The following is a 22,600-nucleotide window of genomic DNA, read 5'->3' as shown; positions in this document are numbered from 1 at the left end:
ACACTTATTATCCCTATAAATAAGTTATTAAAATTAGTCCTATATACTTGAAAGTCATAGAAAAAATGTCCCAGGAAATCTTTGACAAAAACCTAATCTATCAATGCTCAAATTTTGGTGTCGGTGGGAGCGGAGGTGTTGAAACTTACTTAGCTTCTCTGTTTGAACATCGACCACCTGATGTTAGCGCTCGTGTGATAAAATCACTTAAAAATATCGATCAAAGCCAGTTCAAACTGCTGCATATCCATAGTCCAGATTTGCTATTACAGCTTACAGGCGAATGTCCTGCTATCTTCAGTGTTCATAATCACTCATTCTACTGCCCTAGTGGCACAAAGTATTTAGCGGAGCAACGGACAATCTGCGATCGCAACTTCTCTTACTTAGGATGTACCTGGGGTAAATTAGTAGATAAATGTGGTAGCCGCAGACCTTTAAGAACTCTTAGAGAACTTCAAACCACTCATCAGTTTTTAGATATCTTGAAAAGGCTAAAAATTACTTTCATTGCTAATAGCGAATATGTCCGGCAAGAGTTAATTCAAAACGGTGTATCCCCTGAACAAACTATAACGCTACACTGTGGAATATCTATACCAGAAACAGCAAATTTTCCCCTCAGCTTGGAAGTACATCAAAATCATAGAATTTTGTTTGCTGGACGAATTGTTTCTGATAAAGGTCTAGAATGGTTACTCAAAACCTTAATACATACAGACCCAAAAATTCAACTTGATATTGCAGGTGAAGGTTGGGAACGACCACGGTTAGAAAAGTTAGCAACTACACTCGGATTGAATCAGCGAATCACTTGGCATGGTTGGTGCGATTCGGATAAATTAGATAAACTTTATCAACAGTGTTTTGCAGTCATCTTTCCCAGTGTTTGGCCTGAACCTGCCGGTCTTGTAACTCTGGAAGCATACTCTCGTTGTCGACCTGTAATTGGTAGTGCAGTCGGAGGAATTCCAGAACATTTACGAGATGGAGAAACAGGTATTCTTGTTCCAAGCAATAATATCCAAAAGCTGGCTGATGCTATTAATGAATTGTATAAAGATTATCAAAAAAGTCGATACATGGGTGAGCAAGGTTATACTTTATTGATGAAGGAATTTACAATGGCTGCTCATGTAAATAATCTCCGAACAATTTATGCAAAAACAATAGCTGAATTTTCTTCCCAAGCCAACAAACTATATAGTATTTCTCAAGCTAGATAAGCTGAATTTGGTAAAAACATCAAATAGTGCATCTTTTACTTATAAAATATCAAGGGAGAAAAATATGTCATTACATCAAGAATGTCAACAACCTTTAGTCAGCGTTGTTATCCCCACCTATAATCGACCAGACTATCTCAAGCAAGCGATCGCAAGTGCGATCAAACAAACTTATCAAAATATTGAAATTATTATTTCTGATAATTGTAGTTCAGAAAATCCCCAAGCAATTGTCGCATCTTTTGGTGATTCACGCATCAGATTTTGGCGACATCAGCAAAATGTGGGTATGTTAGCTAATCAGCAGCATGGCTTTAAAATGGCGCGAGGTAAATATGTTGCTAGTCTCCATGATGATGATATTTGGAATGAAGACTTTTTAGCAAAGCTTGTAGCACCACTAGAAGCAAATTCTGATTTAATTCTTGCTTTTTGTGACCAATATATTATAGATGCTAATAGCATAATTAATCATGCTGGTACCGAAGAAAACACACGTGGTTACAAGCGAGACAAACTAGCAAAAGGAATTCATCAACCTTTTTCCAAAATTGGGTTGATAGATAAAAGTATACCTACTGCTGCATCTTGCGTGATTCGGAATAATTTGGTGGATTGGTATAGTATTCCCTCAGAAGTTGGTGGGATGTGGGATTTATATTTAACCTATCTATTTTGTATATCTGGTTATGGCGCTTACTATTGTCCAGAAAGATTGACGCGATATCGTGCCCATGAGCAAACTGATACTATGCTCAGTGGTAGTCGAGATGTGCAAGCAAAAATTCGCAAAGCTAAAAGCGAAATGTTTTGTTATCAAGTATTTATGGAAGACCCTCGTTTACAAAAATTTAGAACTCATTTTCAACAGAAATGGTTAGAAGCTAATACTACTTTGGGAATTGGTTTTCTACGAAGCGAACAGATAGCTGCGGCACGTCCTTATTTTTTGCAAGCGCTGAATCAACAAAAATTTAATGTGCGAACGATGGCAGCACTTAGTCTTAGTTTTACTCCGCGATTTTTAGCAAATAAATTAATCGGAATATCGAAATAATATATCAATATTTCTGAGTTGGGGAATTTATTTGTTAAACGTAGATGCAGAGTGCTTTGCCGTAGGCTAACGCAAAGGGTGCAAAGGGAAGAAAAGAAGATTATTTTTAAATTCTTTCTCTGCGCCTCTGCCTCTGTGTGAAGCTCTTTATTCTTAAAAAAGGTAGTATATGAAACTTTGTATTGTTACTCATAAAATTAAAAAAGGTGATGGTCAAGGACGGGTAAACTATGAGGTTGCTAAGGAAGCAATTCGTCGTGGTCATCACTTGACATTATTAACTAGTGAAGTCGCACCAGAACTAGAAGACAATAGCCAAGTTAATTGGATTAAAATTCTAGTCAAAGGCTATCCTACAGAATTTGTACGTAATTTCATATTTGCCCAAAAAAGTGCAGATTGGTTACGTAAACATCGCCCTGACATTGATTTAGTTAAAGTCAATGGAGCAATTAATATGGCTGCGGCTGATGTGAATGCTGTACATTTTGTCCACAGTTCATGGTTGCGATCGCCTGTTCATATTTCCCGCAACCGCCGTGATTTATATGGTTTTTACCAGTGGCTATTTACGGCGTTTAATGCCCGTTGGGAAAAACAAGCTTTCCAAAAAGCGCAGGTTGTGGTGGCTGTATCTGAAAAAGTAGCTCAAGAATTAGTCAACATTGGTGTACCGCGTTCTCGGATTCGGGTAATTGTTAATGGTGTAGACCTAGAAGAGTTTAACCCTGGTAAAAGCGTAGGCGATAGGCATCGCCAAAAATTAGGTTTACCGGAGAATGTCACTTTAGCCCTGTTTGCTGGAGATATCCGCACACCCAGAAAGAATTTAGATACAGTACTACACGCCTTGGTGAAAGTTCCTGATTTACATTTGGCGGTGGTAGGTCATATCGAAGGTAGTCCCTTCCCACAACTAGCGGCATCCTTGGGGTTAAGTGAACGCGTGCATTTTGTGGGATTTCGCCGTGATATCCCCGAAATTATGCGGTCAGTAGATTTATTTATTTTTCCTTCCCGATATGAAGCTTGTAGCCTCGTATTGTTAGAAGCACTTTCTTCAGGACTACCAGTAATTACTGCCACAGCTACCGGGGGTGCAGAGTTGGTGACACCAGAATGTGGCATCGTCTTACCCGACTCAAATGATATCGATGCTTTGGCTGTGGCAATGATGTCCTTGGTAAGTGTAGATATGCTAATGCAGCAAATGAGTCAAGCTGCTCGTTCTGTGGCAGAACAACACAGCTGGACTGCTATGGCACAAACTTATGTGGATCTATTCGAGGAGTTAAGCAAGAATGCGGAACACCGTTCTGATACCGACTTATCGCCGTCCACAAGACCTCTCACGCTGCCTTTTGGCGCTACAGGAGCAAACTAAACCAGTCGATCAGGTGATAGTGGTTGTCCGCGATACGGATGCAGAAACTTGGCAATTTCTGGCTCAATACACAGCGCACAACTTGCCACTGCATACGGTGAAAGTGACACAACCAGGGGTAGTAGCAGCTCTTAACGCTGGACTAGCAGCAGTGGAGGGCGATATTGTTTCCATTACCGATGATGATGGCGCACCCCACCCGGATTGGTTAGAGCGGATTGCGGCTTACTTTACCTGCGATAGTCGCCTTGGCGGACTGGGAGGGCGTGATTGGATATACCACGGTAGCAAATTAGAAGACGAATCCCGCCCAGTAGTGGGACAGTTGCAGTGGTTTGGGCGAGTCATTGGCAACCATCACCTGGGAGTGGGAGAACCCCGCGAAGTCGATATTCTCAAGGGCGTGAACATGAGTTTTCGTACCCAAGCTATCGGACAACTACGCTTTGACGAGCGGATGCGTGGTACTGGAGCGCAAGTACACTTTGAAATGGCATTCACCCTGGCATTAAAGCGGGCTGGTTGGAAGATAATTTACGATCCTCAGGTTGCTGTAGATCATTATCCAGCACAACGTTTTGACGAAGATCAGCGAAATAACTTTAATGAAATTGCCTTTATTAATTTAGTCCATAACGAAACCTTAGTTTTACTAGAGCATTTACCATTTATCCGCCGGATTGCATTTTTGTTCTGGGCAGTATTCGTGGGTACATGCGATAGTTTGGGCTTAGTACAATGGCTGAGATTTTTACCTAGCCAAGGGCAGTTGGCGGGGAAAAAGTTATTAGCATCTTGGCGTGGACGTTGGCAGGGATATAAACAATTCAAAATTCAGAATTCAGAATTCAGAATGAGGCAGAGCCTCGAATGACTTCATTCCCAGGCGAGAGCCTGGGAACGAGTTGAACTTATTTATATGTACATCTAAAATTGAATGAATTATAAGCAGATACTTTTCAATAGTTTTTTGCAAGAAAACTATTCTCCTGAAGAGCGATCGCTACAGGGTTGGATGGCGATCGCAGGCTTTATATTACTAACTGTAGTTTGCTATTTCGGTGGTGTTACTGCTGCATTGCGCCTAATTTACCCGGCGACAGCTTTAGTAGTAGCCTTATTTTTATACTTGCGGCATCCCATTCTCTACATTGGGTTTACCTGGTGGATTTGGTTTCTCACACCCTTAGCGACTCGTTTAGTTGACTATCGGGTGGGCTGGGATGCTAGCCGTCAAATGCTCATAGCACCTTATTTAGTGGTGTTTATTACGATAGCAACATTCTTGCGACACTTTCCCCGCGCCTCTCGCCAAGGGGGTTTGCCGTTTGTTTTGGCTTTTATCGGAGTGTTCTATGGCTTTCTCATCGGTCTAATTTACAACCCACCTATTCCTGTAGCACGCGGATTGATGGATTGGCTCAGTCCTGTGATTTTCGCTTTTCACTTATTTATCAACTGGCAAGATTATCCCAGCTATCGCCAGAACATTCAGCGAACATTTCTCTGGTGTGTGTTGATTTTAGGAACTTATGGCGTATATCAATTTGTGGTAGCTCCGGAATGGGATAGGTACTGGCTCATACAATCAAAATTATTCATGAGTTCTGGAAACCCTGTACCTTTCGGGATGCGCGTCTGGAGTACATTACACTCAGTCGGCCCCTTTGGTTCTGTTATGCAGGCTGGGTTACTGTTATTATTGACCGGTTCAGGAAGCTTAATTTTTCCTGCTTCAGCTGTTGGTTACTTATCTTTTCTATTAACACAAGCACGTACCAATTGGGGAGGCTGGTTATTTGGAATAATTATGATTATGGGTTCAGTCAGAGCCAGAATTCAAATGCGCTTAATTACCATAATTGTGGTCATGGCTATTTGTGTTGTGCCATTGACAACTATTGAACCAATTGCTGGGGTGGTGGCAGCACGTTTTGAAACTTTTTCTAATATTCAAGAAGATGGCAGCTTTAAAGATAGATCGGGAACTTACGACAGAAATCTTGGTTTAGCCCTTTCTAATGGTCTAGGTAACGGCTTAGGAAATATTTGGAAGGTCAACGAAAAAACTGGTCAAATTGAAGTAGTGGTAATTGATAGTGGCATTTTAGATATGTTTTTCACCCTTGGTTGGTTTGGAGGCATATTTTATATGGGTGGATTAATTTTCTTAATTATTAGTGTTAGCAGTTATGGTGAAGGTCGTTTCGATAGTTTTGTCAGTGCTGCCCGCGCTATTGGAATCAGTTCTGCTTCACAGTTAGTTATCGGTAGCGGAATGTTGAGCGTGTCAGGGATGATTCTTTGGGGATTTTTAGCTATGGCTATGGCAGGACATAAGTACTATAGCAATCCTCAGATGCTCTCCAACATTCCTAACTTCTCTAATAAATCGAGAATCTCATAAATATTACAACTTAAATAGGACTTTTATAGATTATGAAAGTAATTATTGTCATGCCACTGGCCGAGCAACGAGGCGGTGGTGAAATGATGCTTTGGGATTTGGTGCAACAAGGACGTAATGCTGGTGTTGAATGGCTGGTGATATTTTTAGAATCCGGCCCGATGGTCGAACAAGTAAAGTCTCTAGGTATTGATGCGCGAGTTGTAGAAAGTGGACGTTTACGCCAAATCCACCGTTTTATTGGCGCTGTTTTGCGGATAGCTGCGATCGCTCGCCGTGAACGTGCAGATATAATTGTCAATTGGATGTGGATTACGCATATATCTGGAGGTTTGGCGGCGATGCTGACGGGTTTGCCTGCTGTGTGGTATCAACTAGAAGTACCTAGCGATAAAACTTGGTTGGTGCGACTCGCAACTTTCATCCCAGCGCGGGCAATTATCACTCTCTCACAAGATGGCAAGCAAGCACAGGCAGAGATTTGGCCCCACAGACCAACACCTTTAGTTTATCCTGGTGTCGCATTAGACCGATTTGAGCCTAATGCTTTACCTTCTCCTGAAGAAGCACGGCGAAAACTAGACTTGCCTTTACACGGGCCGTTGATTGGAATTGTGGGACGATTGCAACGATGGAAAGGAATGCACGTATTGGTGCAAGCGATGCCCAAAATTTTACAGAAGTATCCCGATGCCCATTGTGTGGTGGTTGGTGGTAAGCACGATTTAGAACCAGATTATCAGGACTTCTTAAAAGCAGAAATTGCAACTTTAGGCTTGAAAGACCAAGTAATTATGGCTGGACTACAGCGTAATATCCCGGAATGGGTGCAGGCAATGGATGTATTCGTTCATGCATCAGATAAAGAACCCTTTGGGATTGTGATTATTGAGGCGATGGCGCTGGGTAAACCTGTAATTGCTGGCAGTGCAGGCGGGCCGACAGAGATTATTACCGATGGCATGAACGGACTATTAACACCTTACGGCGATGCGGATAAATTAGCGATCGCAATTCTCCGCTATCTTGACGAGCAAGAATTTGCCCAAAGTGCCGGAGTAGCTGCCAGACAACGCGCCCTCGATTTCTCAACGCAGAATTATGCCCAAAATTTTATTAATGCAATTCGTTCTGCAATACCGAGTGTTTCATCGGCTGAATGAAACAGTAAACTTTTTACAAAAGTCAATTTTATGAAAATGAAACCACAGATTTACATCATATATGTTCATCTGTGGTTAAGAATAATAAATCAGATTAAAAGGAATTAATTAATGTTGATTGATAGCCGCAAATTATCAATAGATGAAGTTATTAGTACCGAAGTTTGTATAGTTGGTGCTGGCCCAGCAGGAATTACACTCGCACGAGAATTAATTGGGCAAGACTTTCGAGTGTGCTTACTAGAAAGTGGTGATTTAGAATTTAATCAAGAGACTGCATCTCTTGGTCAAGGCGAAACTGTTGGAGATCCTTTTCCACCACTGCAAGATATGCGTCATCGTCAATTTGGTGGATTGGCTAATGTCTGGAATATTGAAATTAATAAAAATCAACTTGGTCTGAGGCACGTGCCGTTAGATGCAATAGATTTTGAAAAACGAGATTGGGTACCCTACAGTGGGTGGCCTTTTAGTAAATCTCACCTCAATCCATTTTATGAGCGCGCTCAAGCAGTCTGTAAACTCGGTTCTTTTGCTTATGAAGCTGAGGCTTGGGAAAATCCTCAATCTCCTCGGACACATTTCACAAGTGACCGAGTTACTACCAGTATGTTTCAGTTTGGCCCGCGCGATATTTTTACCAATGAATATCGGCATCAAATTAATCAATCTCTTAATATCACTACATTCCTCAACGCCAATGTGGTAGAAATTGAGGCAGATGAAGCAGCCCAAACAGTGAAACGTGTGCAAGTTGTTTGTTTATCTGGTCAAAAATTTTGGGTTGCGGCAAAAGTATTTATTTTAGCCGCAGGTGGAATTGAAAACGCGCGTTTATTGTTATTGTCAAACCGAATTCAAAAAAATGGATTAGGCAATCAACATGATTTAGTGGGTAGGTTCTTCATGGATCATCCTTTTATTCGTTGTGGTATGCTTATCCCGCAAAATCGCAAAATATTTAATTCGATGGCTTTGTATGATTTACGTCGCGTGAATAATGTCACAGTCATGGGAAAATTTGCCCTAACAGAACAAGTTATGCGCCGCGATAAATTACTAAATATGACCGCGTTGTTATATCCCAGAGACGAAAGGTTTAGATCGGCAGCAAAGGCTTCGGCAAAAATTTTGTTCTCTTCAGTTCGACAAAAACAGTTACCTAAAAATATTTTTCAGCATTTGCAAAATGTGATTACAAATATTGATGATTTAGTGTCTGATTGGTATAAATATAGTGTCAAAAAAGAATATTTATTCCCTGATTTGAGTCATGGAGGATGGTCTTACCATGAAGATAATGAACAGAAATATACAAAGTTTGAAGTTCTCAGCCAAACTGAACAAACCCCAAATCCAAATAATCGGGTGACACTCAGTAATCAATTAGATAAGCTAGGTTGTCCCCAAGCAAAATTAACTAATTATTGGAGGGAAATAGATATTTGCAGTGTAAAGCGATCGCAGCTAATATTTGCACAAGAGTTTGCTAGTGCCGGACTGGGTGAGTTGCAGATTGAATTGGATGGAGATCGTCCAGTCGCTTCGCTGAGTACTCATCACAATATGGGAACAACACGTATGCATCACGACCCCAAACAAGGAGTAGTCGATGCAAATTGTCAAGTTCATGGCATCTCTAATTTATTTATGGCAGGTAGCTCTGTTTTCCCTACAGGAGGCTATGCTAATCCTACGCTTACTATTGTTGCCTTAGCAATTCGATTGGCAGACCATCTGAAAGCACAATTGTGTCATTAAGTACAACTTTGGATAAAATCGTCACGTTTTTAAACATAACGATCGCCTGAGCGCACATCACCACATTACAGTATCTGCACCGATCCCAAGCCTGTTGCTACTGCCACAAGCCAGCGAAAAATGACTTTTTACTGGTTTATTGCTGGATTAGAAGATAAAAATTGATTTTTCTTTCACCAAAAGTCCTTCAACCCCAGTTGGAGGACTTTTGGTAGGATACTTACTGTAAAAGTTTGTTTCGCTCATTTCGTACATTGCGTTCATTTTGAATAAGAGCTATTATGAGGTGAATGATAATTGCAATCCATATTTTTGTATGGATAAGTGGAGTGCAATTCGATATTAGATAAGGAGAGGCTGATATCTATGACACTCAGTACATACCAATCTAGCAGGGCTGCTGTACCTACGGAAGAAGATGCTACGCTAGCTAAAAAAAGTAGTCAAACTTTGGCATCCTATGTACGGGATAATGATGCATACCGTAATATCAAAGTTGTCCAAGATAACACTATAAGTGAAACAGTTACCATACCAGCAGCGGCTTTTCATCTGCTTGTTGACATCCTGACACAAATGGCTAAAGGTAATGCTGTTACTCTTGTACCCGTACACGCAGAACTGACGACACAAGAAGCAGCTGATATTTTAAATGTTTCTCGTCCTTATTTGGTAGGGTTATTGGAATCTGGAGAGATGCCATACCGTAAAGTAGGAACGCGACGACGGGTGCGTTATCAGGATCTACTCAGTTACAAAAATCAAATTGATACTTTACGAATGCAAGCTCTTGATGAGCTTACTGCTCAAGCTCAAGAACTAGATATGGGGTACGAATAAGAATCCTGATACATAACAGTTTCGCATGATTAGCCAGATGCTCTGCTAAAGGCAACTCTAGGAATAAAAGTACATCTAACAATCAAGTAAACTAAGTCAGGAAGCCCTCTAGTAACCAATTGACTTAGTTTTAACTTTAATGCAATTGAAACTATAAGTTAAGATCAAAATTTACTTAGTATAAAGGTAAGGATTCAGGTCAAGAGGTATTGACAAATGTGACATCTGAGGCGGAATATCACAATTATGGGAAAAGACCTGCTTCCTGAATATTAGACCTGAATCCTTACGTATAAAGGACATTTATAAAGAAAATTTGTTACCACTGTTAAGGGTAATAATTTCAAACTAATAGAGCAATTATAGTGTCTAATTTTACAGCTATTTATGATGCATGTGTCTTATATCCAGCACCATTGAGAGATTTTCTTATGCGGCTTGCAGTCACTGACCTATTTAGGGCACGGTGGACGGATGCAATTCACTCAGAATGGATTAGAAACGTTTTAAAGAATCGTCCTGATTTCACGCTTGAGAAGCTTACCAGAACTAAAAATCTGATGAATAGCAATGTCCGAGATTGTCTCGTTACAGGTTATGAAGCACTGATCGCAGGTTTACAACTTCCAGATCCAAATGATCGCCATGTCGTCGCCGCAGCGATTCGTTGTAATGCAAGTATTATAGTCACTTTTAACCTTAAAGATTTTCCTGCTCAAGCTCTTTCACTATATGGTATTGAGTCCCAGCATCCAGATGATTTCATTCTGCATCTGATTGACCTTAACCCAACAGAAATTTGCAAAGTGGTAAAGAGGCATAGAAGTAGTCTTAAGAATCCCCCTCAAACATATGAAGAATACTTAGAATCGCTTTTAAGGCAGGGACTACCAGAATCAGTTACTGCTCTACAAGATTTTTGCTATGAAATTTAATAGAAATCTACTGAGATTATGAGAAATAAAGTATTTTAAAATACTATTGTTATTTTACTCTTTTAAAAGAGCGTAATTAGCCCCAGACGGCCAAAATTCGTGTGAAGCACTGGCTAGATGAACCTATTGTAAAATATTGCCAAAAAATCTATAAGTATTTCTCTCAAACCCTTGTAAAAACTTGATTGCAAATTTTCGGACAGGTCTATTTATCTTTCCTTTTTGAATGCTTGATCTGCCGCCCTACCGATCGCCTTGGCAGAAGTGAAGCACGAGTTCAAAAACGCCGCCCAAAAGCTTACCCCTTAATGACAAAACCCCAGCATGAATTACGCAAGCAATTGTAAACTGTTTAACTATAAGTGTTTGAGCTTTTCTTCGTGCCATTCAGTGCGAAAACTTACTTGCCTTTTACCGAATGTTGCACCAGCCAGCAATGTAAGCCCACCATTAAGAGCGCCAATGGCAGCATCAACATTGGGATGATTTCTAAATTTGCCCAACTTGCAATCCAGCCTGCTCCAGTGGGTACGATCGCTGCCCCCAAACTGGCGGCACTAGTGGCAATGCTAACAGCCGCAGGAACATGGGGGTCAGGTAATCGTTGAGGAATTAACCAAATGGTTGCAGGAAAGATGGCTGCCAATCCAAAGCCAATCAACGGTAAGCTAATCCATTGATCTGGCAGTTGCCACCAAGCAAGCAATCCAATGATCACAAGACTGAGCGACATACTGATTGTGCGGACTGCCCCAAGCCATTGCAAGAAATAACCTAAGATGAAACGTCCCAATGTTAATCCCAGCCAGTAGGCACTAACGCTGTAACCAGCAATCAACGTGGGAGTGTGACGAGCGACAGACTGCACAGTGTATGCCCAGTTGCCAATGCAGGCTTCAGTGCCAACATAAACCAGCAAAAGTAGCCCAGTTAGCAGTACTATCGGATTTTGGAGCGCTCTGCTCAAATTTTCTAAAGCAGTTGTCTTTGATGGCAATACCCGTAATGTCATTGGTGTGTAGTTGAAGATGATAATGCCCAGCACGCTGACAATTAATAGGCTGACAATCCCGGCTAATACCCCATAAACCTGTCGCCAGTTCATGCCAACTGCTAACAAAGTGGTAGCGATCGCAGGGCCTAAGAGTGCGCCAATACCATAGAAAGCATGGAGCAAACCAATCAAACTAGCACTGCGGGAATCTTGCACAATGTAGGTGTTAATGCCCGCATCAATCAACCCAATGCCCAATCCCAACCCCGATCCAGCAGCAACCATCAGAAACCAGGAGGATGAGGTGGCATAGATCGTCAGTGCCATTGTCAGCGCACCTGCAGCAATCAACAGCATTCGGGCTAATCCCAGCCGACTACTCACAAGACTGCTGGTGAATGCTGCCAGAATGTACCCACTAATTTGACTGACAAACAGCAGAGTAACGGTTGCTGGAGTCAGGTTATAGGTAGACAGAATCGAGGGCAGAAGAACTCCTAATCCTGCTTCAGCGATGCCAATGGCAATAAAGGCATAAAAGGCGATCGCCTCCCCAATCCACACAGGCGGTAGGGTGCGTTGATAGTCTCTCATTGGCTGGAATGCTCCTGGATCAGACAATTTGACTGCTGAGATTTACTCAATTAATCATCCTCAAAAATAACTTCATACTCATCTTTCTGTAGTCATGTACTGATACAACCTAAATTATTTTATTGGAGTTAGGTGGCAATAGAAACTTATGGTTGTGCAAAGTATGAATAGTTAAAAATATTTTTAGAACTATCAAATGGCATTATTAGTAATTATCTCAAAATCTCATTACTATGTTGCTAAAAAGTCTACAAGGATTTGAGAGAAATCCTTGTAAAAACTGGATTGCAACTTTTCCGACAAGTCTATTTATCCTTCTTTTTTGAATACTTGAGCTGCTAGGAACGCTAATGCTACTGTACCAGCGATCGCACCCCACTGGAGAAGCGGATTTTTATCTAGCCAGTCAGAAACACTCGGTATAACTAAGTTACCAAAATCCCCGTTAACTCTGTCGTCTTCAGAAACAGATTGGTAAAAATTATTTGGTGCATCTTCAGATTTCGGCTCAGAAGAACGTAGTAAATCGAAACCGACAAGCAGTAACAGTGAATCTACTAATGATGGTGAGACGCGCTGTACCACATCTAATATTTTAGCTACATCCCCAACCAAGAAGTCACGAGTTGGATGTTCGGCTACATAGAGGATAGCATCAGCTACAAGTTTAGGCTCGTAGTAAGGTGGTATCCCAAAAGGCTTTACGCCTAATTTCGTCAGACCATTATTCCAGAAGGGGGTGTTGATCACCCCTGGTTTCACACTGGTGACGCTGATCGGCCATTTTTCATGTTGCAACTCAAGGCGCATGGCTTCGATAAAGCCCTCGACTCCGTGCTTGGCTGCCGAGTAAGCACTTTGGTAGGGGAGCGATCGCCTACCTTCCATTGAAGAAACGTGAATTAGTGCCCCCCTTCCCTCACGCTTTAGATGCGGTAGCGCCGCCATTGCACCATAGACTTGTCCCATGAGATCGACATCAATGACATGCTTAAACTCTTCTGGTGTTGTATTGTCGAAAGTGGCAAAGATACCGATAGCAGAGACATGTACCCATGTATCGAGTCGCCCGTAGACTTCTACAGTTTTATCTGCGATCGCTTTAACTTGCTCAAATACTTCCACATCAGCTACGTAAAAAGTTGCTTCACCGCCAAAGCCGCGAATCTCCTCGACTAAAGACTTTAGCTTCGACTCACTGCGAGCCGAGACTACCACTTTTGCCCCGCGTCTTGCAAACTCAAGAGCTGCGATCCGTCCAATACCGCTGGAGGCTCCAACGACCGAAACAACTTGCTGATTGATTGGCTTTAATTGCATAAGTGTTACTTTTTAAAATAAATTAGGGATTAGGAATTGGCTTCGACAGCGTTAGAGGCTTTAGCTTCAGTAGATAATTCAGTCGCTTTGTTAGTATCAGTTGCTATTAAAAATTTTCTTAATAGCTCTCCTATACATATATATGTTAATTATTATTACGGTTGCAGTTCTCTGTCTATTGGGGAATCTGAAAACGCCACAGGAAGTATATGTAAGCATTTTCTAGACTTTTCAGACTTTTGACTAATAAACATCAGGAACTTGGTCAACAAATCTCACAAAATCTCATCTGTCGCCGTTTCCCAACTTCAGACTCAACTTTCAAATGACACAATCTTCTGATGCTATTTACTTTTTTACAAATAGTTTCTTAGTCTGATTCACTCCTCAAGACAGATGCGAAAGCAGATTTAATTGAACCTCTCGCTTCCTTGAGTTTCTGGGTGCTGGGTTACACGCAAATTAATGCTACAGTGTGTGGCAATGCTGCAACTTTATCTTATTAAATCTGTTTAAGGGAGCCATTGTAATCCCTTATTCTGTAATTTCTGCTCGATATACTGCATTTCCTGGATAGTTTCTCCAGTAACGATCGCATAAATTTCCGTGTAGATTTTTCCATATTTGACCTTCTCTAAAGCCGACAGAATAATCAAGTCTTTGCACTCTAGTTCTGGTTTTAAGGTCACTAAAATTGAATCCAACGTTCCTTCCATGCGGTAGTCACTGGAATATTTAGCTACTTCCTTTCCCAGTCCCAGTAAGGTATGGCGCTGCAAGCACAACGGAGTTGAACCATTGACTCGGAAATTGGCATCGATCGCATAAAATTGTCCGTCTTGATCTTCTAACACATCGAAGCCAATCACGCCGAAATAACACTGTTTGTGAGCATATTTACCAATGGCAGCAATCATTTCAAAGAACTTGTTCATATCAGTGTTGCAGTAGTCAATCAGTCCCCCTAAATAGTTGCCTTCTGGAGTGACGAGTTGCCTGGTAGTGCCGATGAGGGTTATCTCTCCCGCCTTGTTGACATAGAACTGTACGCAGTAATTCTGCACCTCATTCTTGACGAACTCCGAGACAATAATTTTATCAAGCAACTTAATATTGAGATATTTCCTAATTTCTTCAAGGCAGTAGTTCAAATCGCTAAGGCTTTTGATGATATAAGTGCCTTCTCCTGAGAGTCCGTGGGACGTTTTAATTAAGTAGGGAAATTGTGGTAACTGAATATCTTCAAGATTGACTTCGTGCAAATTGTAACTCTCGTATTTTGGACATTGCACCCCCAGTTCAGCTAGGGTTACTTTGCTGAGTAAGCGGTAATGTGTGTCTGAATCAATAGCGTGTTTTTCAGGTTTTAGACGATCAAAGGGAAATAGGGTGATGAGTTTGTCAAAGCGAACGCTTTGACTGAGATCATCCAGATAAGTCAAGCGCTCCATCATCAACCTATTGGAATAGTTGAAGCCGAAATGCTCTTGCCAGTATGCAAGCAGCGATTTTGGCGGCGGATTAATTGCAATTCCTGGAATGCGATCGCCTAACACAGCTAAAATTTTCCAAGGTTCCTTTTGGCAAATCTTGTCAAAGGAGGTTTTGGTGGCTTCACTACTGCCATCTTGAATAAAATATTTTTCCAGGTTGGGATAAGCAGCCCAACTGGCAGTTGCAGGGTAATTTAGGATAAACCCATAAGATGCATCTGTGATGTCTTGAGCAAATAGATCGGAAAGAGAACTCCCTTGAAAGTATTGAAAGTCATATTTTGAGTTCATTTAGCCCTCCCAGAAACCGCATCCTCAAACAATTGGACAGATACATCTTTTGTCTGTACTCCTACCAGTAGCAACCTGTCTTGTTCAGAGACAATTTTTTTAGTAATTGCAGATAAGGCTTCAATAAATTTCGCCAGAATGAATCTATCTTTTGGTTTATTTTGTTTAAAAACCCGTTGTAATTGTTTTGTTTTACTATCTTTTACACCCTGAAGATTGCCATATTTTGTTTGCATAAAACTAATATTTGATAATTGGCTTTTATTTATATATCTTACTTATCTTTTAATTAACTCTATCAAACGAAAGAAGTAAATTAGTTTATTTATTATCCTAAAATAACATTCGTCCTAAATGATTATTTCTCTGATAAAACAATAAGCAGCATGAAGGTGTAAATATGTAAATATCTCAACACAGAGATATTTAACCTAATTTTTCTGCCTGCTAGTGCGATCGCACTTTGAAAATATTCGAGGGGTGATTAGAAACAGGTATAGTTCTTAAAATTGCCTTTACTCTTTGCTGTGGAGCTACCGCAGGCATAATTCGATTCAGCACAAGGAGTTCTGGTATTATTTCTCTGAGCTAATGCATCAACCAGTTCATACTCTAAATAAATGCGATTGTAATCTACTTCCAAAACTGTCAAATCGAGGCAATGACAATCTAGACTGATAATTGCTTATCTACATGCCATTACCTGATATATTCGTTTTAACTGTACGTGACAAAGAGCGGTATAGAATCTTTCCCCTCTTTTGCCAATTGAGTAACTTGTTTTTCAAATTCCTGAAAACGTTCAGGTGTCAATACAATACATCCCATTGAACCAGGAACATTAGCATCTTTATGAATACCAAAATCGCCTCTAACACCTCCTTTATCAGTTTTGACTTCAAATGGGGCAATTTGGTAAAAGTTGCCTTCTACACCTTTTTTCTCTTTCATTGAGATAGGTTTAGTATCAACAGTCCAAAATTTTAGTCCTGGTACTCTGTACTCAGGTGGTATCATACCTCCTGTCTGATGAAAGCTCTCTGCAAATTGCTTTCCAGCAGTAGCTGATGTAGCTACCCAAACCTGTAACGTACCTTTTTCAATATGACGTAAACACAAGCGACCCTCTTCTAAGCCTGGATTTCTATCGAAGTTCAACGAAAAAGTTAAGAAGTGCATTTTTAGTAGGTTTACTTGAAATATACATAGATTCATCAGGTGTGAGTTTAAAATTTATGCAAGCTCATATAAAGTTTAGATTTATTAACTACATATTATTGAAATACACGGTTTGCTGTTTAAACACTGTTATCACAACTCAACGATGAAACTATCCCGCAAATGAAAGTCAGCCTCTGCACCTCGATGAGTTAACGCCCAGTAAGTCACCTCACCATCTCTATGTTTAATAACTGTAGTAATGGCAACTTCAATTTCTTGGACTGGCGAGACGATTTTATTTAAATCGACATCAAACGCAAGTGCTAAACCATCGGCTTGATTCTGAACATTAAACGGAAGTATTGTAAAAGCTGTTTCCTCTTGCATTCCTTGACGGTAGCTATCAAAGCGATAGACATTCCAGTGTCCGGCAGGGGAAAGATTGAATTCCCAATACTGTGCAGAATCTTTGATGCCAACAAATAACTCAAAACATGTATCTTCCCACAATTCATGCTTGCGTGAGCGTGTATTTGATGGTGGAGCGATACCTACGGTAGGCTTCTCTACGAGACGCTGCGCGTAGCTTGCTTCCCCGTAGGGGTATGCCAACGCAATTTCTTTTAAATCGCCCTTTAGCATATAGCAGATGTCAAGTTGATTATAAATTCGGATGATATTGCCTGCAATTTTCAAATTAGGCAGGGATTTTGTAGAAGGAAAGGGTTGCAGGGAAAATGTCTGATCGTTCATTTTACGTCTTTGATAATGTTACGAATCTGCGTTTCTTGAGATTCAATACTTTCGGTAAGCTTAAACTGGACGATCGCTCTTGCTAAATTATGTTCTGGGTGCTTGACTTTAAAGTATATATTCCCTGCTAAATAATCAGCAAAAAACCTCAGTCCTAGTTCAAAAGCGATGAGACGAATTGCATCGTAAATATAGGCATAATCATTCTCAGTAAGAAATGCCTTTGCCACCGAGAGATAACCTTTGATGATTCCCTGACACAAATCGGTATCGAAATAAATACTTTCCCAATTCTCAGTTTCTTCTCCAACAGGATTGCAACCCGATCGCAGGCAATCACCAATATCATAATGTACCAGACCGGGTTTCACGGTGTCGAGGTCGATGACGCTGACGGCTTGCTGGGTAACAATGTCAAACATCACGTTATTTATTTTTGGATCGCCATGCATCAGACGTAGGGGTAGTTTGCCTTCAGCTTTGGTATTTTCTAGGATATGTGCAAAGGCTTGGCGATCGCTAACAAACTGTAAGCAATAATTAACTTCAGAAGATTGACGCACACTAGTTTTTGGCAAAACTTCCTGATAATGCTGGAGATAAAACGGGGTAATATGGAACCCTTCAAGAGTGTCAGCAAGTTTTTCTGGTGGTAAGTCGCTGATCAGATTGTGGAACATCCCCAAAGCATAACCGATTTCTTTCGCGTGAGAGCGATCGCCTATACTATCAAAAGACTGGGAGCCTTGAATAAAGCTGATTGCCCGCCAAAATGAGCCATCTGCATCCTTCCAGTGGTCTTGAGCGTTTTTGGTCAACAGTACGCGTGGCACTTCCCAGCGACGATTAAGGGGGATATCCTGCAACCTTTTTTGAACGTGTTCAGTTAAGGTACGCATATTCTGCATAATCAGTTGTGGCTGACGAAACACCTGTGTGTTAATGCGTTGCAGGACAAAATGTTGTTCCTTTGAGGAATCTAGAGTTGCTAAAAAAGTGTCATTTATATTACCACTGCCAAATGCTTTAACGCTTGTAACCTTCTCCAATTGGGCGAATTGGTTAGCGATCGCCACCAGATTCTCTGCGGCCTGTGTATTGAATTCTTCTGTCATATTTTTGACCTGTCCTACTCCTCATATACATTGCATCAAAGCAATAGGGGATATCGTAGCGCAAGTGTCAAAATAATTTGTAATTAAAAAGGGTTTGTTTCCTGATGCTACAAAAACCTCTACCTAACCCATTGGTTGGTCTTTTCGTTGTGGAATTGGTTCTGCAACCGATGGCTAGCCATTCCCAGACTGTAACATATTCATTGAATGCACATTTATTTAAGCTGTCCTTGGTAATAAGTCAAGTTAGACCAGGTGGAAGTTGTGAAGCAAACGACAACTTAAGTTTATTTGCTGATACTTTCATTAGTACGTGCTGCAAAGCATCAATTAGACGGGAGTTTCCCAGCCAGTATTTAAACTCCTATTTAGAAGAGATCAAAAATGATAAATCAGCCCCCGCTAAAAGGGCTTGGAAGTTATTGAATGATGGTAGATTCAAGAAGTAGTCTTGGAGGAAATTGGATGAAACCCGAAAGTGCAGATAAAACAGAATCCTTCTACATTGCCGTAATTCTTTATGAATCATCTTCCGATGCACCGGATTATCAACCCTTGTACCAGGAATGCTTTGTTTTGCTCAAATCTAGTTCTTTAGAAAAAGCCAAAGAAAAGGCTATAAGTTATGCTAAAAAAGAAGAAGGAAGCTATAAAAATGAGGATGGAGAAACTATTACCTGGTCTTTGAAAAAGGTAATAGATGTGAATTCAGTATTAGATGATGGCTTTGAATCGGCTAGTGATGGTGTTGACTTATACGCTAGACATTTTCGTAATTATGAGGCTTATCATTTATTTGAACCATTCTTATCTCAACAGTAATAGGACTTACGCAAAAAACCTCTCAAACTCTTATTCCTCCGTGTCCTCTGCGTCGCGCCAGTTGCTACAAGTCGGGGAACCCGCTGTTAGCGCCTGGCTTCTCTGTGGTAGCCTGTGGCAAGCCGCTTCTCTACGAGACGCTCCGCGAATGCGTCTACGATTTTCCGTTCCTTGTGCGTAAGTCCTGAGTAATTCTGACTAAGAAAATTATTCTTCAATTATGAATTTTGATAAATGCTGTATGCTAGCACAGGGCGCGATACTCAATAGCCCATCGCAGATATTGCTCTCGTCAGCCCCGTGCTAATTCAACAGTTAGGAAATCTCATCGCTATCAACCCACTCGTCATAAGATGAGTCATAATCAATGTAATGAACGAAGTATTGCTGACCTTGGATTTGCTCAATCGTTGCGGAATACCAAGCCTCTTGGTCATCATCCCAACATTTTACCTTTTGACCTACTGCATATCCATTTTCATCAGCAGAGCGAAGATCGCGAGTCCGAATGTCATCTTCGCCCACCCACTCGTTATAAGATGAACCGTAACCAAGGTAATGAACCAAGAACTGGTCATCTTGGATTTTCTCAATTGTTCCCTGATACCAATCCTCATCATCATTATCCCAGACTTCTACTGTTTTGCTTACTTCATACTGATTTTTATCTGATTTAACAGCAGATGAGACATCTTGAATCGGCTTTTGTTCCTCTTGTTTAATTTCCTCTTTTACTAAAGTGTATGCTTGCAAAATCAAACTGCGAACGACAGTTTGAATTCCTGTATGCTCATAGTAATTGGTAGTTTGATCTAAGAATGCTGCAACTAAATCTAAATTATCATCAGCAATCTGAATAAAATTACCCAAACTACTAGAAATTGATTGCGGGGTTATACCTGTCTTGGATACTAAATTATTCATCCAGCCTTCTACAGAGTTGAAACCCTGACTGATAAAACCAACTTTATCAGAAGGATTATTGCCTGGAAGAAAGTTATTAACGGCTAAGAAAACCGGATTTTGAGTTATTGCACTAGCATCAGTACCACTAATAACTCCGTGAATTTTGCTGAGAAAGTCAGGGCCCAAGGGTAGAATTCCATCTAGACAAACTAAAGCTACCATCCGCATTAGGGATGCATTTTGATAGTTGTTAGTCAGGGAATTAGCAAACTCTTGGGGATTAGGTTGAGGAATACCATTTAGTTTACAAAAGGCGATGATTTCGACGGCAATTTTTAGTACCAAGTCAATGGATTGAGTGACATCAGCTTTGGGAGTAATTTTGCCTAAAAAAGAGAGAAAGCCGATTTTTTCACTAACTTTATTTGCTAAAGCTGCTGCTGCCATAGCTGTATCTGCCTTATCAATTGTTTGATAAAGTTTGATTGCAAACTGGTAGCCTTGTTGAGGATCTTCGTATAAAGTAGCAGCGCGATCGCGGATTTTTTGAATTACTTTAGCATCGGTTTCTCCAGTAATAGCGCGGATATTATTGTCAAACCCTGTCAAATTGCTCCATTCACCTGGTGCTACATAATCAAGAGCCTTTAAAACTTTCACAGTAATATTGTCAGTCGGTAATTCGTCAACCAACTGAATAATTGATTTATCCATCAGCCGATCCTCAAAACTCAGAATATCGTGACAACACGGTTCAGAGCAACCCACATCCAGGGTTGGGCAATAACTGAACCGTATTTATAGAATTCCCCAACCTGACCAAAAAATAACGATGTTAGTAACAGGCGCTACATCTAAAGATATTGCACAGGCGATGGTATCCCAAATGCAAAGCTGAATCAACAGCTTGAGTCTGCGATGGATGCGATTGCGTTTAATTGCGCCTCCTTACTTCGGCAAAACGACGCTTTGACGCACAGTACGCTTGCGATCGCTTTTACGAGTACCTCCAGCCATCTGATATTCATGGCTATTACTACCATATTTATAAGCAATACCACGCAAAATTTTCTCAGAATAGTCTGCTAAATCCTGTTCATTTTCGACGAGCTGGGTTAGTAAAACATTAATAGTGGAGAGGGTGGTATTGTATGCTTCTAAAGATTGCCGCATCCTTTCGATTTTTCCAGTATAATCTTTGACTGTTAACCCCTCTCCGACATCAAGAGTTTGACTAATAGATTTAACGCTTGCTAGACGTAGTTCAGCTTTGCCAAGAGTACGTGAATTGCGTTTTCGCCTTCCCATAATTAATACTCATTTTCTCAATTTCTTATAACTCTATAGTGGACAATTGTTGAAAAGGTTGTCATACGTGGAATTGTTGATTTTTCTGAAAAAGCCTAAAATCTATTTGCTTTATACCAATTCGTACATTACGAATTCTGAATTACGAATTGATCTAACGTCAAAGCGGAAGCTGCTACAGCTTGCGCGAAACGCGGAAACGTTAAAGCAGAAGTTGCTACAGCTTGCGCGAAACGCGGAAACGTTAAAGCAGAAGTTGCTACAGCTTGCGCGAAACACGGAAACGTCAAAGCAGAAGTTGCTACAAGCAAAGCGGAAGTTGCTACAGCTTGCGCGAAACACGGAAACGTCAAAGCAGAAGTTGCTGCAAGATCAGTCGCTCCCTTCGACTTTGCTCAGGGAGCGTTCGACTTCGCTCAGGGAGCGTTTTTGTATCGAAGCGTCGAAGCCATCACCACCGAAGCCAGCCAACCTACTGTAATGAGTTTCATTTTGACATTCGGCTAACTTATGCAACAAATTTGTATCCCCTGAAATTAGAGCTTGCTTCTTTTTTCGACTCCAACCTTGCACTTGCTTCTCACGCTCAAAAGCATCCACTACGCACTGATAATACTCACAAAAAACTAGTTTTACAGGCAACCGTTTTGCTGTGTGGTTTGCGCCCTCACCTTGTTGATGTTGCCACAGCCGCCGCTCAAGATCCGTTGTACTACCCGTGTAGTAACTACCATCAGCACATTCAAGAATGTACATATAAGCCATAAATTGATTTGCGCGATCGCTTTTTATTAGAAAAAGTCTTCCCTAAGCAAAGTGTTCCCTGAGCGAAGTCGAAGGGAACACTCTCCTGCTGAATTTTCAGCATCCTTGTAAAACTTGAACAGCAGTCAACTTTAGATCAGCAAAGACCAGTGAAACGATCGCCTGTTTTCATCAGTGCATTGTTTGACTTTTGTAAGCGATCGCCCCGGAAGTTTCTCAAAAGTGCGATCGCAGTAGCAGTAATTGATTTCCGGCTGTAAAGCTAATTGCTCTTTGTACCAATGCCATCGCAGAGAGTGCGATCG

General features: G+C 40.9%; 20 protein-coding genes. 10 read left to right on the top strand and 10 right to left on the bottom strand.

The genetic code is table 11. The features are described 5' to 3' along the window. Positions 1–65 precede the first annotated feature (65 nt). From V7K60_RS27230 to V7K60_RS27190, 9 genes are all read left to right on the top strand, one after another. Positions 66–1,226, top strand: coding sequence for a glycosyltransferase family 4 protein (locus V7K60_RS27230; RefSeq protein ID WP_334930157.1), 1,161 nt, complete (start codon positions 66–68; stop codon positions 1,224–1,226). Between the two features lie 64 nt (positions 1,227–1,290). Next, a complete protein-coding gene (locus V7K60_RS27225) occupies positions 1,291–2,283 on the top strand; it encodes a glycosyltransferase family 2 protein (RefSeq protein ID WP_334930155.1) in 993 nt (330 codons plus the stop codon). A gap of 169 nt (positions 2,284–2,452) precedes the next feature. Beyond that, entirely contained in the window at positions 2,453–3,667 is a 1,215-nt protein-coding gene (locus V7K60_RS27220; protein WP_334930153.1) for a glycosyltransferase family 4 protein, read from the top strand. Further along, a complete protein-coding gene (locus tag V7K60_RS27215; RefSeq protein WP_334930151.1) occupies positions 3,585–4,541 on the top strand; it encodes a glycosyltransferase family 2 protein in 957 nt (318 codons plus the stop codon). The genes V7K60_RS27220 and V7K60_RS27215 overlap by 83 nt, the downstream gene beginning before the upstream one ends. A gap of 63 nt (positions 4,542–4,604) precedes the next feature. Then, positions 4,605–6,074, top strand: a complete 1,470-nt coding sequence (locus tag V7K60_RS27210; protein ID WP_334930149.1) for an O-antigen ligase domain-containing protein — start codon at positions 4,605–4,607, stop codon at positions 6,072–6,074. A gap of 32 nt (positions 6,075–6,106) precedes the next feature. Further along, the gene (locus V7K60_RS27205) at positions 6,107–7,237 is read left to right on the top strand and encodes a glycosyltransferase family 4 protein (RefSeq protein WP_334930147.1); all 1,131 of its coding nucleotides are present in this window, start codon (positions 6,107–6,109) and stop codon (positions 7,235–7,237) included. A 111-nt stretch (positions 7,238–7,348) separates the two neighbouring features. After that, positions 7,349–8,998 (top strand): GMC family oxidoreductase, encoded by a 1,650-nt coding sequence (locus V7K60_RS27200; RefSeq protein WP_334930145.1) that lies wholly within the window; start codon positions 7,349–7,351, stop codon positions 8,996–8,998. Between the two features lie 366 nt (positions 8,999–9,364). After that, positions 9,365–9,838, top strand: coding sequence for a helix-turn-helix domain-containing protein (locus V7K60_RS27195; RefSeq protein ID WP_334930143.1), 474 nt, complete (start codon positions 9,365–9,367; stop codon positions 9,836–9,838). Between the two features lie 365 nt (positions 9,839–10,203). Beyond that, the gene (locus V7K60_RS27190) at positions 10,204–10,773 is read left to right on the top strand and encodes a PIN domain-containing protein (protein WP_334930142.1); all 570 of its coding nucleotides are present in this window, start codon (positions 10,204–10,206) and stop codon (positions 10,771–10,773) included. Between the two features lie 400 nt (positions 10,774–11,173). On the opposite strand, the gene V7K60_RS27185 is transcribed toward V7K60_RS27190, so the two are convergent. The 7 genes from V7K60_RS27185 to V7K60_RS27155 all read right to left on the bottom strand — a co-directional run bounded on the left by V7K60_RS27185 (position 11,174) and on the right by V7K60_RS27155 (position 18,494). Further along, entirely contained in the window at positions 11,174–12,361 is a 1,188-nt protein-coding gene (locus tag V7K60_RS27185) for an MFS transporter (protein ID WP_334930140.1), read from the bottom strand. Between the two features lie 309 nt (positions 12,362–12,670). Then, complete coding sequence (locus V7K60_RS27180) at positions 12,671–13,681, bottom strand: SDR family oxidoreductase (RefSeq protein WP_334930138.1); 1,011 nt, start codon at positions 13,679–13,681, stop codon at positions 12,671–12,673. A gap of 512 nt (positions 13,682–14,193) precedes the next feature. Continuing rightward, the gene (locus V7K60_RS27175) at positions 14,194–15,465 is read right to left on the bottom strand and encodes a carbamoylphosphate synthase large subunit (protein WP_334930136.1); all 1,272 of its coding nucleotides are present in this window, start codon (positions 15,463–15,465) and stop codon (positions 14,194–14,196) included. Beyond that, positions 15,462–15,701, bottom strand: a complete 240-nt coding sequence (locus tag V7K60_RS27170) for a hypothetical protein (protein WP_334930135.1) — start codon at positions 15,699–15,701, stop codon at positions 15,462–15,464. The genes V7K60_RS27175 and V7K60_RS27170 overlap by 4 nt, the downstream gene beginning before the upstream one ends. 481 nt (positions 15,702–16,182) lie before the next feature. Beyond that, entirely contained in the window at positions 16,183–16,644 is a 462-nt protein-coding gene (locus V7K60_RS27165) for a hypothetical protein (RefSeq protein WP_334930133.1), read from the bottom strand. Between the two features lie 132 nt (positions 16,645–16,776). After that, the gene (locus tag V7K60_RS27160) at positions 16,777–17,379 is read right to left on the bottom strand and encodes a DOMON-like domain-containing protein (protein ID WP_334930131.1); all 603 of its coding nucleotides are present in this window, start codon (positions 17,377–17,379) and stop codon (positions 16,777–16,779) included. After that, entirely contained in the window at positions 17,376–18,494 is a 1,119-nt protein-coding gene (locus V7K60_RS27155; protein WP_334930129.1) for a phosphotransferase enzyme family protein, read from the bottom strand. The genes V7K60_RS27160 and V7K60_RS27155 overlap by 4 nt, the downstream gene beginning before the upstream one ends. Before the next feature lie 465 nt (positions 18,495–18,959). Between V7K60_RS27155 and V7K60_RS27150 the strand changes: the two genes are divergently transcribed. Beyond that, positions 18,960–19,316, top strand: coding sequence for a DUF4288 domain-containing protein (locus V7K60_RS27150; protein ID WP_334930127.1), 357 nt, complete (start codon positions 18,960–18,962; stop codon positions 19,314–19,316). Positions 19,317–19,631: 315 nt separating this feature from the next. Here V7K60_RS27150 and V7K60_RS27145 read toward each other — a convergent pair whose 3' ends face one another. From V7K60_RS27145 to V7K60_RS27135, 3 genes are all read right to left on the bottom strand, one after another. After that, positions 19,632–20,936 carry an agenet domain-containing protein gene (locus tag V7K60_RS27145; RefSeq protein WP_334930125.1) on the bottom strand — a complete coding sequence of 435 codons (1,305 nt, stop codon included), beginning with the start codon at positions 20,934–20,936 and terminating at the stop codon, positions 19,632–19,634. Positions 20,937–21,170: 234 nt separating this feature from the next. Next, entirely contained in the window at positions 21,171–21,530 is a 360-nt protein-coding gene (locus V7K60_RS27140) for a hypothetical protein (RefSeq protein WP_334930123.1), read from the bottom strand. A gap of 372 nt (positions 21,531–21,902) precedes the next feature. Beyond that, positions 21,903–22,295 carry a GIY-YIG nuclease family protein gene (locus V7K60_RS27135; protein ID WP_334930121.1) on the bottom strand — a complete coding sequence of 131 codons (393 nt, stop codon included), beginning with the start codon at positions 22,293–22,295 and terminating at the stop codon, positions 21,903–21,905. Positions 22,296–22,600: the final 305 nt, after the last annotated feature.

This window comes from Nostoc sp. (assembly GCF_036917555.1).
Taxonomy (GTDB): Bacteria; Cyanobacteriota; Cyanobacteriia; order Cyanobacteriales; family Nostocaceae; genus Nostoc.
This window is presented reverse-complemented; position numbering and strand designations above follow the sequence as displayed.

Excerpts from the sequence above, each read along its gene's own strand:
- V7K60_RS27230 (WP_334930157.1), top strand. The coding sequence starts at position 66 with ATGTCCCAGGAAATCTTTGACAAAAACCTAATCTATCAATGCTCAAAT.
- V7K60_RS27225 (WP_334930155.1), top strand. The coding sequence starts at position 1,291 with ATGTCATTACATCAAGAATGTCAACAACCTTTAGTCAGCGTTGTTATC.
- V7K60_RS27220 (WP_334930153.1), top strand. The coding sequence starts at position 2,453 with ATGAAACTTTGTATTGTTACTCATAAAATTAAAAAAGGTGATGGTCAA.
- V7K60_RS27215 (WP_334930151.1), top strand. The coding sequence starts at position 3,585 with ATGCGGAACACCGTTCTGATACCGACTTATCGCCGTCCACAAGACCTC.
- V7K60_RS27210 (WP_334930149.1), top strand. The coding sequence starts at position 4,605 with ATGAATTATAAGCAGATACTTTTCAATAGTTTTTTGCAAGAAAACTAT.
- V7K60_RS27205 (WP_334930147.1), top strand. The coding sequence starts at position 6,107 with ATGAAAGTAATTATTGTCATGCCACTGGCCGAGCAACGAGGCGGTGGT.
- V7K60_RS27200 (WP_334930145.1), top strand. The coding sequence starts at position 7,349 with ATGTTGATTGATAGCCGCAAATTATCAATAGATGAAGTTATTAGTACC.
- V7K60_RS27195 (WP_334930143.1), top strand. The coding sequence starts at position 9,365 with ATGACACTCAGTACATACCAATCTAGCAGGGCTGCTGTACCTACGGAA.
- V7K60_RS27185 (WP_334930140.1), bottom strand. The coding sequence starts at position 12,361 with ATGAGAGACTATCAACGCACCCTACCGCCTGTGTGGATTGGGGAGGCG.
- V7K60_RS27180 (WP_334930138.1), bottom strand. The coding sequence starts at position 13,681 with ATGCAATTAAAGCCAATCAATCAGCAAGTTGTTTCGGTCGTTGGAGCC.
- V7K60_RS27175 (WP_334930136.1), bottom strand. The coding sequence starts at position 15,465 with ATGAACTCAAAATATGACTTTCAATACTTTCAAGGGAGTTCTCTTTCC.
- V7K60_RS27170 (WP_334930135.1), bottom strand. The coding sequence starts at position 15,701 with ATGCAAACAAAATATGGCAATCTTCAGGGTGTAAAAGATAGTAAAACA.
- V7K60_RS27165 (WP_334930133.1), bottom strand. The coding sequence starts at position 16,644 with ATGCACTTCTTAACTTTTTCGTTGAACTTCGATAGAAATCCAGGCTTA.
- V7K60_RS27160 (WP_334930131.1), bottom strand. The coding sequence starts at position 17,379 with ATGAACGATCAGACATTTTCCCTGCAACCCTTTCCTTCTACAAAATCC.
- V7K60_RS27155 (WP_334930129.1), bottom strand. The coding sequence starts at position 18,494 with ATGACAGAAGAATTCAATACACAGGCCGCAGAGAATCTGGTGGCGATC.
- V7K60_RS27150 (WP_334930127.1), top strand. The coding sequence starts at position 18,960 with ATGAAACCCGAAAGTGCAGATAAAACAGAATCCTTCTACATTGCCGTA.
- V7K60_RS27145 (WP_334930125.1), bottom strand. The coding sequence starts at position 20,936 with ATGGATAAATCAATTATTCAGTTGGTTGACGAATTACCGACTGACAAT.
- V7K60_RS27140 (WP_334930123.1), bottom strand. The coding sequence starts at position 21,530 with ATGGGAAGGCGAAAACGCAATTCACGTACTCTTGGCAAAGCTGAACTA.
- V7K60_RS27135 (WP_334930121.1), bottom strand. The coding sequence starts at position 22,295 with ATGGCTTATATGTACATTCTTGAATGTGCTGATGGTAGTTACTACACG.